The organism is Synechococcus sp. CBW1002, from assembly GCF_015840915.1.
GTDB lineage: Bacteria > Cyanobacteriota > Cyanobacteriia > PCC-6307 > Cyanobiaceae > CBW1002.
Map to the genome: position 1 here is coordinate 631441 of NZ_CP060398.1, position 12255 is coordinate 643695.

General features: G+C 64.7%; 15 protein-coding genes. 11 read left to right on the forward strand and 4 right to left on the reverse strand.

Annotated features, from left to right (window positions below; genetic code table 11):
• Nucleotide 1: 1 nt before the first annotated feature.
• From H8F24_RS03015 to H8F24_RS03050, 8 genes are all read left to right on the forward strand, one after another.
• The gene (locus H8F24_RS03015) at nucleotides 2-1012 is read left to right on the forward strand and encodes a Nit6803 family nitrilase (RefSeq protein ID WP_197159037.1); all 1011 of its coding nucleotides are present in this window, start codon (nucleotides 2-4) and stop codon (nucleotides 1010-1012) included.
• A complete protein-coding gene (locus H8F24_RS03020; protein ID WP_197170903.1) occupies nucleotides 1005-2129 on the forward strand; it encodes an MSMEG_0568 family radical SAM protein in 1125 nt (374 codons plus the stop codon). The genes H8F24_RS03015 and H8F24_RS03020 overlap by 8 nt, the downstream gene beginning before the upstream one ends.
• A 15-nt stretch (nucleotides 2130-2144) precedes the next feature.
• Nucleotides 2145-2777 carry an MSMEG_0567/Sll0786 family nitrogen starvation N-acetyltransferase gene (locus H8F24_RS03025; protein ID WP_197170905.1) on the forward strand — a complete coding sequence of 211 codons (633 nt, stop codon included), beginning with the start codon at nucleotides 2145-2147 and terminating at the stop codon, nucleotides 2775-2777.
• The gene (locus tag H8F24_RS03030) at nucleotides 2774-3781 is read left to right on the forward strand and encodes a sll0787 family AIR synthase-like protein (protein ID WP_197170907.1); all 1008 of its coding nucleotides are present in this window, start codon (nucleotides 2774-2776) and stop codon (nucleotides 3779-3781) included. Before H8F24_RS03025 ends, H8F24_RS03030 begins: the two co-directional genes overlap by 4 nt.
• Before the next feature lie 49 nt (nucleotides 3782-3830).
• Entirely contained in the window at nucleotides 3831-4124 is a 294-nt protein-coding gene (locus tag H8F24_RS03035; RefSeq protein WP_231598061.1) for an MSMEG_0570 family nitrogen starvation response protein, read from the forward strand.
• Between the two features lie 139 nt (nucleotides 4125-4263).
• Complete coding sequence (locus tag H8F24_RS03040; RefSeq protein ID WP_231598062.1) at nucleotides 4264-4671, forward strand: nuclear transport factor 2 family protein; 408 nt, start codon at nucleotides 4264-4266, stop codon at nucleotides 4669-4671.
• Entirely contained in the window at nucleotides 4668-5519 is an 852-nt protein-coding gene (locus tag H8F24_RS03045; RefSeq protein WP_197170910.1) for a DUF3050 domain-containing protein, read from the forward strand. Before H8F24_RS03040 ends, H8F24_RS03045 begins: the two co-directional genes overlap by 4 nt.
• Nucleotides 5520-5652: 133 nt before the next feature.
• A complete protein-coding gene (locus H8F24_RS03050; protein WP_197170912.1) occupies nucleotides 5653-6423 on the forward strand; it encodes a class I SAM-dependent methyltransferase in 771 nt (256 codons plus the stop codon).
• 11 nt (nucleotides 6424-6434) lie between these two features.
• Here H8F24_RS03050 and H8F24_RS03055 read toward each other — a convergent pair whose 3' ends face one another.
• Genes H8F24_RS03055 through H8F24_RS03065 form a run of 3 tightly spaced genes read right to left on the reverse strand, consistent with a single transcriptional unit; the run spans nucleotide 6435 to nucleotide 7953 of the window.
• A complete protein-coding gene (locus H8F24_RS03055; RefSeq protein ID WP_197158487.1) occupies nucleotides 6435-7199 on the reverse strand; it encodes a peptidase in 765 nt (254 codons plus the stop codon).
• On the reverse strand, nucleotides 7196-7447 hold the full coding sequence (locus H8F24_RS03060; protein ID WP_231598063.1) for a transglutaminase family protein: 252 nt from the start codon (nucleotides 7445-7447) through the stop codon (nucleotides 7196-7198). Before H8F24_RS03060 ends, H8F24_RS03055 begins: the two co-directional genes overlap by 4 nt.
• The gene (locus H8F24_RS03065) at nucleotides 7444-7953 is read right to left on the reverse strand and encodes an N-formylglutamate amidohydrolase (protein WP_231598064.1); all 510 of its coding nucleotides are present in this window, start codon (nucleotides 7951-7953) and stop codon (nucleotides 7444-7446) included. Before H8F24_RS03065 ends, H8F24_RS03060 begins: the two co-directional genes overlap by 4 nt.
• On the opposite strand from H8F24_RS03065, the gene H8F24_RS19085 reads away from it, so the two are divergent.
• The 3 genes from H8F24_RS19085 (at nucleotide 7933) to H8F24_RS03075 (ending at nucleotide 10289) form a co-directional block, all read left to right on the forward strand.
• Nucleotides 7933-8226 carry a hypothetical protein gene (locus H8F24_RS19085; protein ID WP_231598065.1) on the forward strand — a complete coding sequence of 98 codons (294 nt, stop codon included), beginning with the start codon at nucleotides 7933-7935 and terminating at the stop codon, nucleotides 8224-8226. The genes H8F24_RS03065 and H8F24_RS19085 overlap by 21 nt on opposite strands.
• Before the next feature lie 477 nt (nucleotides 8227-8703).
• Nucleotides 8704-9171 carry a hypothetical protein gene (locus H8F24_RS03070; RefSeq protein ID WP_197158483.1) on the forward strand — a complete coding sequence of 156 codons (468 nt, stop codon included), beginning with the start codon at nucleotides 8704-8706 and terminating at the stop codon, nucleotides 9169-9171.
• Nucleotides 9172-9611: 440 nt separating this feature from the next.
• The gene (locus H8F24_RS03075) at nucleotides 9612-10289 is read left to right on the forward strand and encodes an SIMPL domain-containing protein (protein ID WP_197170914.1); all 678 of its coding nucleotides are present in this window, start codon (nucleotides 9612-9614) and stop codon (nucleotides 10287-10289) included.
• Between the two features lie 103 nt (nucleotides 10290-10392).
• On the opposite strand, the gene H8F24_RS03080 is transcribed toward H8F24_RS03075, so the two are convergent.
• Nucleotides 10393-12111, reverse strand: coding sequence for a ShlB/FhaC/HecB family hemolysin secretion/activation protein (locus H8F24_RS03080; RefSeq protein WP_197170915.1), 1719 nt, complete (start codon nucleotides 12109-12111; stop codon nucleotides 10393-10395).
• Nucleotides 12112-12255: the final 144 nt, after the last annotated feature.

Sequence of the window (12255 nt, forward strand, 5' to 3'; positions counted from 1 at the left end):
CATGGTCAGCACGATCACCGTTGCGGCGGCGCAGATTCGTCCGGTTCTGTTCAACCTTGAGGGGTCCGTGGCCCGGGTGCTCGCGGCCATGGAGCAGGCGGCTGCGGCAGGGGTTGAGTTGATCGTCTTTCCGGAGACATTTCTTCCCTATTACCCCTATTTCTCCTTCGTGGAGCCGGCCGTGCTGATGGGTGCTTCCCATCTGCGCCTTTATGAGCAGGCCGTGGTGATTCCCGGACCGGAGATCAGCCAGATCTGCTCAGCCGCCAGCCAGCACAACCTGCATGTGCTCCTGGGGGTGAACGAACGGGATGGCGGCAGCCTCTACAACACCCAACTGCTGATTGATGCCTCTGGCACGATTGTGCTGAAGCGCCGCAAGATCACCCCCACCTACCACGAACGCATGGTCTGGGGGCAGGGGGATGGCGCCGGGTTGCAGGTGGTGCCGACCGCCCTGGGCCGCATCGGTGCCCTGGCCTGCTGGGAGCACTACAACCCCCTGGCCCGCTTCGCCCTGATGACCCAGGGGGAGGAAATCCACTGCGCCCAGTTTCCCGGATCGCTCGTGGGTCCGATCTTCTCCGAACAGACCGCCGTGACCCTGCGGCATCACGCCCTGGAGGCTGGTTGCTTCGTGGTGTCGTCCACCGCCTGGCTGGATCCGGCCGACCATGCCGTGATCACTCCCGATCCTTCCCTGCATCGTGCCTTCCAGGGGGGCTGCCACACCGCGGTGATCAGCCCGGAAGGCCGCTATCTGGCCGGCCCACTGCCGGAGGGTGAAGGACTGGCGATCGCCACGCTCGACACCGCCCTGATCACCAAACGCAAACGCATGATGGACAGTGTGGGGCACTACAGCCGTCCCGATCTGCTGGGGCTGCGGATCAACGCAACGCCGGCCACCCAGGTGGACCCGATGCTGATCCCAGGAGCAGCTCAGGACAGCCACGCTCCGTCAGGCGCCACGGTGCAGGTCGCTTCCGCTGAGGCCCAGACCCATGGCTGATGCCTCCAAGCCGGCTCTGGCCAGCCAGAACCTCGGGCGTTTCGTGACGGAGCTGCAGGTGCAGGGGCTGGTCGACCCCGCCGTGGCCGGCAACCAGGGGCGCCGCGGTGGAGCCGGTCCATCGGACCATCGCGCCCTGACGATCGCGGGCACCACCGTGATGGTTCCCGTCTACAACGCGGTGTCCCAGGACTCTCCGTTCCGGCTGGAGCAGGCTGCCGATGGAGCGGTTGCCGTGACCGACCGGCCCGGCACAAAACTGGCCGCCGTGGAGCCTCCGCCACAACCACGCTTCTACGGCCTCTCCACCACCGACGGCACCCCCTACAGCGCCATCGCCCTGCTGCATGGCCGCGATGTGCTGGCCACCACCCTGCTCCAGACCTGCATCCGCTTTCGGGATCGCAGTCAGTCGTGCCAGTTCTGTGCCATCGAGCAGTCGCTCGAGGACGGACGCACCCTGGTGCGCAAGACCCCTGAGCAGGTGGCGGAGGTGGCCGAGGCGGCGGTGCGGCTCGATGGTGTGCGCCAGCTGGTGATGACCACCGGCACTCCGAACAGTGACGATCGGGGGGCCCGGCTGATGGCGGAAACGGCGGCGGCGGTGAAGGCGCGGGTGGACCTGCCGATCCAGGGCCAATGCGAGCCCCCGGATGATCCGATCTGGTATCTCCGCATGAAGCAGGCGGGGATTGACAGCCTGGGAATGCACCTGGAAGTGGTGGACGAAGCGGTACGGCGTCGTGTACTCCCGGGCAAATCGGAGCTCAGCCTGGAGCGCTATGTCGAGGCCTTCGAGCAGGCTGTGGCCGTGTTCGGCCGCGGGCAGGTGAGCACCTATCTGCTGGCCGGCCTGGGCGACAGTGCCAGCACCCTGATCTCCTGCAGCGAACGGCTGATTGCGATCGGTGTCTATCCCTTCGTGGTGCCCTTCGTACCCATTTCCGGTACACCTCTGCAGCACCACCCGGCCCCGAGTGCCGACTTCATGGTCGAGATCTACGAAGCCGTGGGCAAGTTGCTGGCCGAGTCCAACATCCGTTCGGACCGCATGGCCGCCGGCTGCGCCAAATGCGGCGCCTGTTCGGCCCTCTCCCTGTTTGAAAACGCATCCTGAGCCATCCCCGGTTCCATGTTGTTCATTGATCCCAGCAGCCACGACATCGGCCGCAGCACCACCTCCGCTCCGGCCGCCTTTACCCCCTCGGTGCGCTGGGGCATGGCACTCGATGCCGAGGATTTCCAGCTCTCCCCGACGGCCAGTTCCGAGGAGTTTTCCTTCCATGTGCTCGGATCGGGCTCCAGGCTGCTGCCGAGCTACTGGGATCTGCGCAGCAGGATCTTCTGCGAGGAGCAGCACCTCTTCGAAGACTCGGATCGCGATGAGCTCGATGCCAGCGCCTACCCGATTGTGGCTGTGTCCCATAGCCATGCCCGCGCCGGTGAGGCCGTTGGTGTGGTGCGGATCGTGGAACTCAGCCCGCGGCTGTGGCAGGGCGGCCGGCTCGGGGTCGATGCCGATTTCCGCCGCCACAATCAGATCGGCAAGGGGTTGATCTGGAAGGCTGTCACCACCGCCCATGGCTGGGGTTGTGATCGCTTTCTCGCCACCGTGCAGCGTCAGAACGTTCCCTTCTTCCGGCGGCTGCACTGGCGCTCGCTCGAGCAACTCGACATCCGCGGCATCTCCCATCACCTGATGGAAGCCGATCTCTCCTATTACCGGCCCTCGCTGGAACGGCGACCGATCGCCCAGGCGGCATGACCCCCGCCGACCTGCAGGCACTGACGCTGCGGCTGCGGCAGCACCCGGGCCTGCGGGGGAAGGAGGAGATCCAGGCTCCGGCGAGAACTTTCCCGCCGTTGCCCTTTCCCGAACTGGGGCCAGCAGCGGCCCTGGGCGATGACGCCGCCCTGATCCCCGGCGTGACCGGCCCCCTGCTGCTGGCCTCCGAAGGGATGGACCCCCAGCTGGTCGACGACGACCCCTGGTTCGCCGGATGGAGTGGAGTGCTGGTCAATCTCAGCGATATCGCCGCCATGGGCGGCAACCCGCTCGCTGTGGTGAACAGCCTTTGGGCGACCGGTGAGCAGCATGCCGAGCGACTGCTGGCGGGGATGCGCTTCGCCTCCGACACATTCGCCGTTCCGATGGTGGGCGGTCACACCAATCTGCACAGCCCCTACAACGCGCTCTCGGTGGCTGTGCTCGGAACCACGCCAGGCCCGGTGCTCTCCGCTCGGGCCGCCCGCCCGGGGGATCGCTGCCATCTGCTGGTCAATATCAAGGGGCACTTTCATCGCCATTACCCCTTCTGGGATGCCGCGACTGAGGCGGAACCCGCCCGGCTGCGCCGCCATCTCGCTCTGCTGGTGGAGCTGGCCGGTGCCCGCATCGTGCATGGGGCCAAGGACATCAGCATGGGCGGCCTGGTGGGCACGGCCGTGATGTTCGCCGAGGCGGCACATTGCCGCCTGGAGCTGGATCTTGAGGCGCTTCAGCCGCCAGGCGGTGTGGAGCTCGAAGCCTGGCTCACCTGCTTCCCCAGCTATGGCTATCTCCTGGCAGTGGATCCGTCCCAGTCGGCAGCGCTGCGGCATGCCACCGGGATCGATCCCGATCTCCTGTGCGTGGAGATCGGCAGGTTTCAGAGCGGTGATGCCGAGCTTGTGCTGAGTGCCGCAGGGGCGTGCCAGCGGGTGTGGCACCAGCAGGACCCACTCACCGGTTTTGGCGCCCTGAACGATCTTGGCCAGGAGCATCTGTGACCATGGGCACGGCGATGCACCTGGGGGGCTGGGAGCATGGCCGGAGCCCTTGCCCGATCGCCTGGTGCCAGAAGTTCACCTCACTCTGCAGTGGCCCGATGGCCTGAGCTCCCAGCTCTATTCACCCTCCACCGTGATCCTGGAGCACCTTCCCCCCGGCGAACAATTGTCCGTCGGCGACTTGCAGACCCGGGGGCTGGAGGGTCTGAAGCAGGCCTCTGAACGGGTGAGGGCGCGCTATGGATTCGCCTGCACGCGCACCGATGAGGAGGCCCTGAAACTGCAACAGACCCTGGCGGACTACAGCGCCGACCAGATGGTGACGATCCAGTCGGGCGACTGAAGGGCCCACGACTCCCTTCACCACCCCCACTTTCACTGAACGACCTCGCTCTGATCTGCTCGCTGAGACTCCCCTCGTTGTGACATCGAAGCCACCCCTGCCCCCGTTTGACCGTGACAGCGCGACCCAGAAGGCCCGCATGGCCGAAAATGCCTGGAATTCCCGCGATCCCGCCAAGATCGCCCTGGCCTACAGCGAAGACAGTGTCTGGCGTAATCGATCGGAGTTCATCCAGGGGCGCCAGGAGATCGAAGCGTTTCTGAAACGCAAATGGGCCCGCGAACTCGACTATCGCCTGATCAAGGAAGTCTGGGCCTGGCACGACAACCGCATAGCCGTGCGTTTTCAGTACGAATTTCACGACGACTCCGGCAACTGGTTTCGAGCCCATGGCAATGAGAACTGGGAGTTCGATGACCAGGGCCTGATGCGTCGTCGTGAGGCCAGTATCAACGATGTTCCGATCCGCGAAACGGATCGGCTCTTCCTCTGGCCCCAGGGCCCACGCCCGGATGATCATCCCGGCCTGACCGACCTGGGACTGTGAACCCGGCGGATTCCGACCTGCAGGATCACCCCCTGGCCGGTGCCATCACGGATCTGCCGGCGCTACGGCTGTTCATTGAACACCATGTGTTCGCCGTGTGGGACTTCCTCCTGCTGGCGAAGGCGCTGCAGCGGCAGCTTGCCTCCAGGTCTCGCTTCGCTCCGTTGCCCGGCTCCGGCCCATCGCCCCGTTCAGATGCGGCGGTGGCGGTGATCGATCGGATCGTGGCGGAGGAGGAGTGTGATCAGGCGCCTGCCAATCCTTTAGGTGCCAGCCATCTCAGCCATCTGGAGATCTACCTGCTGGCGATGCGGGAGGTGGGGGCCTGTACGGCACCGATCGAGCAGTTGCTGAGCCGATTGCGGGGGGTTGAGGCCTGGACCTTGAGCCCTGCCGAGCTCGCTGCTGCCCTGGAGGGTCTACCGATCCCCCAGCCTTCACGGCGCTTCATGACTTTCACCTTTGAGGTGATCGGCTGCGGTGAGGTGCTGCCGATGGCGGCGGCTTTCACCTATGGCCGTGAGCTGCTGGTGCCGTCGTTGTTCCAGGCCCTGTTGGAGCGGGCTCTGATTGCGCCGCAACGGGCTCCCTCCCTGCACTGGTATCTGATGCGGCACGTTGCCATGGATGGTGACGACCATGGCCCTACCGCCCTGGCGATGCTGAGTGAGCTCTGCGGCGGCTGCTCCTCCAGGCTTCAAGCCACCCAGGCGATGGCCCGACGTGCCGTGCTGGCCCGCAGGCAGTTCTGGGATGACATCCACCGGGCTCTGGCCCCGGTGCCGCTGCCCCTTGGATCGAGCCTGGCAACAGCACGACCAGCCATCCGTCGCGCCAATGCTGCCTGAGCGGCATGGCATGAAGCCAGAGGAACGGATCCATCAGGATTCCATGGCTTCAGGATTGGATCGTCATGGACGCGATTGTCGGTTCTTGAAATCTGCGTTGACCCATCACGCCTACGCTGGAGTCCGGTTGGAGATGAAGAGCACTGTGACCGAAGACCAAGCCCCGCTGGATTACGACCAGGATCAGGTTGCCCAGCAGTACCAGGAAGCCAAACAGCAGCTCTGGCGTTCACGAATCGAGGAGCCGTCACTGATGCGGCTGATCGGAGACTTACGGGGAAAGCGGGTGATCGATGCGGCCTGTGGCGAGGGGTATTTCACCCGTAGGTTGCGGAAGGCCGGAGCGGCAGAGGTGGTGGGCTTCGATGTCTCCGAACGCATGATCGAACTGGCCCGCTCCCAGGAGGCCCATGACCCGCTTGGGATTGCTTACCGGGTGGAGGATGCACGCACCGTGGTGCCGCAGCAGTCCTTTGATCTCGTGGTTTCGGCCTGGCTGCTGGTCCATGCCCAGACGCGCGAGGAACTTCAGGAGTTTTGCGACGGAATTGCCTCTCGCTTGCGGCCGGGAGGGCGCTTCGTGACGCTCACAACCAACCCCGATGTTTATTTCTTCAGGCCCAGGCCGGATTACCGGAAGTATGGATTCGAGATGACCCTGGCAGAGCATGTGAAAGGCGGAGCCCCGATTCGCTTCACCATGCACCTCGAGAAGGCCGATCTGGAGATTGTGAATTACTACTTGCCGCTAACGGACTATCGAGAAGCCTTCCGCAGGGCGGGGTTTCGTGATTTTCAGCTGCATCCACTGCACTTGGCGCCTGATCGTGATGACAGGGCGGATTGGGAGGACTTCTTGAAGAACCCGATCATGATTCTCTTTGATTGTGTCAAGGCGGAGTGACCAGGAATCATTCACTCGGGTGCTGCAAAAGCCGAATGATTTTCCTCCTGCCAATTCACATCCTGCAAGTCGCGGAACACCTGGCGCACGCCCACACCCCAGGCGCTGCTCAGTTCCGCGAACTCGGCATCGCCATCGCCGAAGCGGCGGCGGTGGGTGATAGCCAGGCTGTCACGCTCATAGGCGATCAGATCGATCGGCATCCCCACCGAAAGATTGCTGCGCATGGTGGAATCGAACGACACCAGCACACATTTGGCCGCATCCGCCAGCGAGGTGTCGGCGTGAATCACGCGGTCGATGATCGGCTTGCCGTATTTCGCCTCGCCGGTCTGGAGAAACGGCGTATCTGCGCTGGCTTCGATGAAATTTCCCTCGGCATACATCCGGAACAGCCGTGGCGCTTCGCCCTTGATCTGGCCGCCCACCAGAAACGACGCATTGAATCCACTGCCTGAGGCTTCCAGGTAGGCGGCATCACGCTGCTGGACCTTGCGCACCACATCCGACACCAACAGCATCACATCAAACATCGTGCGCGCCGTCCACAGGGTGTCGCCCCCATTGCTGTCGTCGGCCCGCTGGCGCAACAGGCTGATCACCGCCTGGGTGCCGGCCAGACTGCCGGAGCTGAGCAGCACCAGCACCCGATCGCCGCTGCGCTCGAACACGGTCATCTTGCAGAAGGTGGCGAAATTATCCAGACCCGCATTGGTGCGTGAATCCGAGCCGAACACCATGCCGGCCTGCAGGAGAACGGCTACGCAATAGGTCATGTGGCCCACACCTGGAAAGATTCCAGTGTCGAGGAACCGAACGTGGTGGGGAAGGCCCCATCGGCCGCATCTCGGCCGCGGGCGATCAGGATGCGCCCGATTCGCGGAGGATTGCTACGTGGATCGAACACAGACCAGCCATCGTCGAGGTAGGCCTCGAACCAGGCTGAGAAGTCCATGGCCGAGTGGGGCGGCCGCACCGCGATGTCGCTCAGGTAACCGGTGCTGTAGCGAGCCGGAATGGTCATCCAGCGGCAGAAGGCAATGGCCAGCAGGCCTGCTGGCCCTTCGTCGTGGCGATCAGGTCTTGGCGGACCTCCAGTTCCACGTGGGGAATCCGCCGTTGCCCTCCATGCACCGGCGTGAAACTGTGCACGGCCACCAGCACGCCGGGCTGACCCTGCCGGGATCGCCCATCAAGCTCGGCGGCGATGCGGCGGTGGCAGGGCTCGAACAGCGCCTCAGGCCCTCGCCGACGCACGTCCGAAGAGAGGGTGCGATTGGAGGGGATCAGGGCATTTTCGCTGCGCACCACGATCGAATCAGGGGCCCAGGGCGGATGGTTCACGTCGATCACCAGCCGTGAGTAGTTGTGGAGGATCAGGACGGCATCCAGCCGAGCCGAGAGGCGCTCCGCCAGAGCCGCCACACCCAGATCCCAGGCCCCATGGGTCTCGAGCACCTCATCGCTGAGCTGAAGCTTGGCCAGAGAGCGGGGAATGGAGCGGCCGGCGTGGTCGGCGGTGAGCAGCACGGCGGAGCGACCGCCGGAGCCGACGATCCGGAAACGGCATGGCAGGCGGGTGCGGGGGCATGCAGCCAGATCTCGAGAATAAGATCTGGCTGTGGGACAGTGACCATCCATTCCCCCATGCTCGTGCCAAACGACAGCAAGTCCATCAAGTCGGTGATCGCTGGCCTGCTGGTCCTGGTCGGCGCGATCGGAGGCCTGGCCCTGCTGGTCTGGTTCACGGTCGTGCTGCTCGACCTCAAACACCTGAACACCTCCGGTTTCACCCTGCCCTGAGGAGCGCCCTCACGCGGGCCGCGCAGGGAAACGGCTGCTGAATCCGAGCAGGTCGAAGCCCGTGACCAGAACACCGATGCCCATCAGGAGACCAATCACCGAGAGCAGAGCGGGCCTGCACGATGCCCTGTGATCGAGGGGAGGGGCGGCGCATGATCAGACACCGTCCTGGCTTGCCGAATTAACGTGCGAAAAAGCAAGAATCCTGCGTTGCTGCGGCATCCCTATCTCAGGTCAAAGCACGGGCTTCGCCTGCAGATTCACCTGGGCCCTTGCAGAGGACGCCGCGTGCGAAGGGTCCTTGACCGAGGGCAAGGCTGAAGGGGCCACGGCACAGCAGAGCAGCCTGCAGGTCGTACGGGATGAAGCTGCGACGGCAGCTGCCTGCCGCGCCCCACGGAAGCCAAGACCCCGACGGCAGGCAGCCGGGACCCATCGGCGCGATCCTGGTTGGAGCACAACGACACCACCTCTGCGATGGGCCTTCCCTCAGATCAGCCACTGAACCCCTCCTCAGGGGAGCCCCAGCGCCGCAGCGGGCGGTACCGCTACCACGGTGGCAAGCCTGCCGATCCCAACGAGGGTGTGCATCCTGAAATGGTCGACGCCGACGCATCCCAGCAACCGACTGCCGGCATCCCGGGCAGCCCCGATGAACTGATCGCCATGCAGGCCAGGTCCGAGCGTCTGGAGAAGCCCGAACAGGAGCCGAGTGCCAAGGTCCAGGAGGTGCTGGATCTGATCGAACAGCTCGATACCAGTGCCTCTGAAGATCAGCAGATTGCTCTGACGCTGGTCCGTCAATTGGAGGGGTTCCACGATGAGGTGGTCGAGGAGATGAAGGACGACGCGCAGGCCAAGCACACTCAGATCATTGCCTGGGCAATCGATGCCGACCGGTTGATGCGCAGTCGGATCTTGCTGGAGTCCGTTGACCTGGAGTGAATCGATCCGGAGAAGATCGCGATCCGATCAGCTCCTGCAGCAGCATCCTTGGGAGCACCGGCTGATCCTGCGACCCAACGACCTGAGCAAGGCTTCTTTGATTGTCTGCGGTCAGACGTCGGTTCCGGGACACCGAATCCAGCCAATTCCATCCCTTCTGCCACCATTCAGATCGCTCGAACGCAGATCGAGTGAGCCAATGTCAGTGGATTCATGACAGGCTTGGCATCAGCCCGCCGCGGCGATCAGGGATCCAGGCCAGCGGCACGACCAACCCATTTTCACGCGCCTGGACTGGGCCAGTGGCTGATCGCCTTCTGGTCGAGGATGGATGCGTGCATCCATCCTTCTGGCGTGGGATGCAGCTCCTCATCACATCCTGGTGATCGGTCATGGCATCCGTTACCCGTTTCTGGTCCACCTGGGGGGCGACCCAGCTGATGCTGTCCCCTGCCCTGGTTCTGCTCACCCTGGCGAAACCTGTCCACGCCCAGGTGCAGGTGCTGTGTGAGGGCACCCTGCTGGAGGCTCAGGGCAGTGCTGAACGCAAACGCGCCACCCAGCGCCTGGGCATCTCCCTTGGGCTTGAGGCGGAGGCGGCCTCGGCCGATGCCGCCCTGGCAGAACTGCAGCGCCGTCTTGCCGCTGTGCGCTCAGCACTTCAGGATCTCGATGTCAACGATCTGCGGGTGAGCTCTCCGTCGACATGGCAGCGCTCAGCGGAATCGAATCGACCGGCCCGGATCACAGCACAACTGCAGGTGAGTGGCGATCTGGCACCAGAGCGTTTGCAGCGCTTGGTCCGTGACGTGGGTGCCTTGCCGGGTGTCCAGCTAGCGCCGGTTCGCCCTCAGGCGGATCCGATCGCCGATGTTGCCGTGCGGCGCGAGCTGTTGAGGCTCGCGTATCAGGATGCCTTGCGGCAGGGCCGCGAGCTCGCTGAAGCGATCGGGCTCAGTCATGTGCGGCCGCTGCAGGTTTCGGTGAATGGCGGATTCAGGCCAGTGCCGATGCTGGCCAGGGCCGCCGATGCGGCCGCGCCTCCACCCTTCGATCCGGCCGAACTGCCCAGTTCGATCGACAGGCTGCAGCTGCAGGCCCAGTTCTGCGCGCGCTGAGATTGGCGCCACGGCGATCGATCCGGGCAAGCTCAATCTTGTCGGGGCACGTCGCGGGGCTGTAACACCTTTCTCCCAGGCAGGTGTCCGGACGCCCCCCCGCTCAGAATCGGTACTTCACTTGGGCGTACAGGCCCTTGCCCAGGGCCCAGTCGGTCCATTCGCCCAGGTTGTCGTTGGTTTCGAACTGTTCCACCCAGCCCAGTTCCACCAGCCAGCTGTTGCCGGCCAACCAGCGCGCCAGGATCCCGCCGGAGCCCACCGTGTCGGAGAAGGTGACCCCCGCCAGGGTGGTCGTCACACCACCCATGCCGATGAACGGCACCAGCTGGAGGCTTTGGTTGTTCTTCTGCCAGAAGGTCCAGGCCACCTCGGCGGTGCCGAGCCAGCCGTTGTCGCCACTGAGGAACTGGCCGGGCAGGCCGCGGATGCCGGCATCGGAGCCCACGGTGAACTGCATCGAGTTGGTCAGGGGCTTGAAGGCCACCTGGCCGCCGGCCCGCAGGTTCAGTTGCCAGCTGGGGGCAAAGGCCCAGGCCGCTGAGATCAGGCCGCCGAGGGCGGTGGCTTCGCCGGGATAGAGATCCACCTGAGCCAGCTCCTTACGCTGCTGCTGGGGTGTGGCGGCGGCAATGCCCTGCAGCAGATAGACGTTGCCAGCCCAGCCCAGCGAGCCGCTGAGTCCATTGGCGGCCAGACCGACCCGCAGGTAGCCGTTGCTGGGGGAGCGCACGCTCTCCGGCACCAGGTCCGGCAGGGCCCTGCCGTCAAGGTAGGTAGTGCTGCGGTCGCCGCTGAATCCGGCGAACAGACTCCAGCGCTGGCTGAGGGTGTCCTTGAACACCCACTCGACCTGGCCCAGCCCCTGGAACTGGGTCGTGGAGATGCCGTTCGTGGGGGAGGGAAGCTCGATCAGGTTGCGGCGGCTGTAACCGAAGGCGCCGGTGAAGTTCCATTGATCGGCCAGGGGCACCGTGTAGCTCACCGACGTGATCACAGCCCCGAGTGAGGGCGTGTTGTCTGTGCCGAGCTCGCTGTAGATCAGCAGGGTGTCGCCGCGGGTGGCCAGGTTGGCCTTGGCGATGGTGCCGATGGCGCGTGCCTCACCGGAGCCGTTGGAGCCGTCGTTGCGGAGGGAGAATTCGCCTTGCCAGGGCTGGTCGCTGGGCTGGAAGCTCACCGTGAAGACCGCCTGGGAAGGGTCGCTGCCCAGGCGTGAAAGGTTGCCGCGCACGTTCGCCACACCCGGCAGGCGCTTCAGCAATTGCAGTTGCTGCTCCACGGTGGGCAAGTGCAGCACCGAGCCCTTCAGGGGAGCCAGCAGCCGCGACACCTTGCGGCTGAGGCGGCCGTCGTCGCTGTTGACGCGGAGTTCCACCACTCGCCCTTCGACCACCTCCAGGTAGCCAGGGGCTGGTGTGGCTTTGACATAGACACGGCTGTTGAGATAGCCATCGGCCACCAACCGGGCCGTGAGGACTGCAGCACAGGTCTGGAGCCGTTGGGCCGATGCCTCGCCGGCGCCGCACCCGGCCAGGATTGTTGAGAGATCAGAGGCGTCGTAGACGGTGAGCCCCTCCACCCGGGGCTCTGCACTGCTGCCGAAGTCGCCGGGTACGGCTGGTGGTTCGGTGCCGGGTTGATCCGGGGAATCGGGCGTCTGGGCCGGGGGCTCGCCATCGATCGGTTCCTGAATCTCCACCGGAACCGGTTGCTGCTCTCCCCGGGGGGCCGGACGCTGTTCCCCGGCATCGGGTCCGGGCAGCCGAATCGGACTGTTCTGCAGCGGCGGCGCAACCAGCTGGGCTAACAGGAGGAGCATCTGATGCCCACAGAACGCAATTCCAACCGGGAATTGTCAACGGAAGGATCGAGGGTGGTGAAGGCTGGTGTGCCGCTGTTTCGATCGACTGAACGACTTCAAAGCTGTGCGGCAGGGACTCTGCCCTTCAGGCGGTCGACGGCA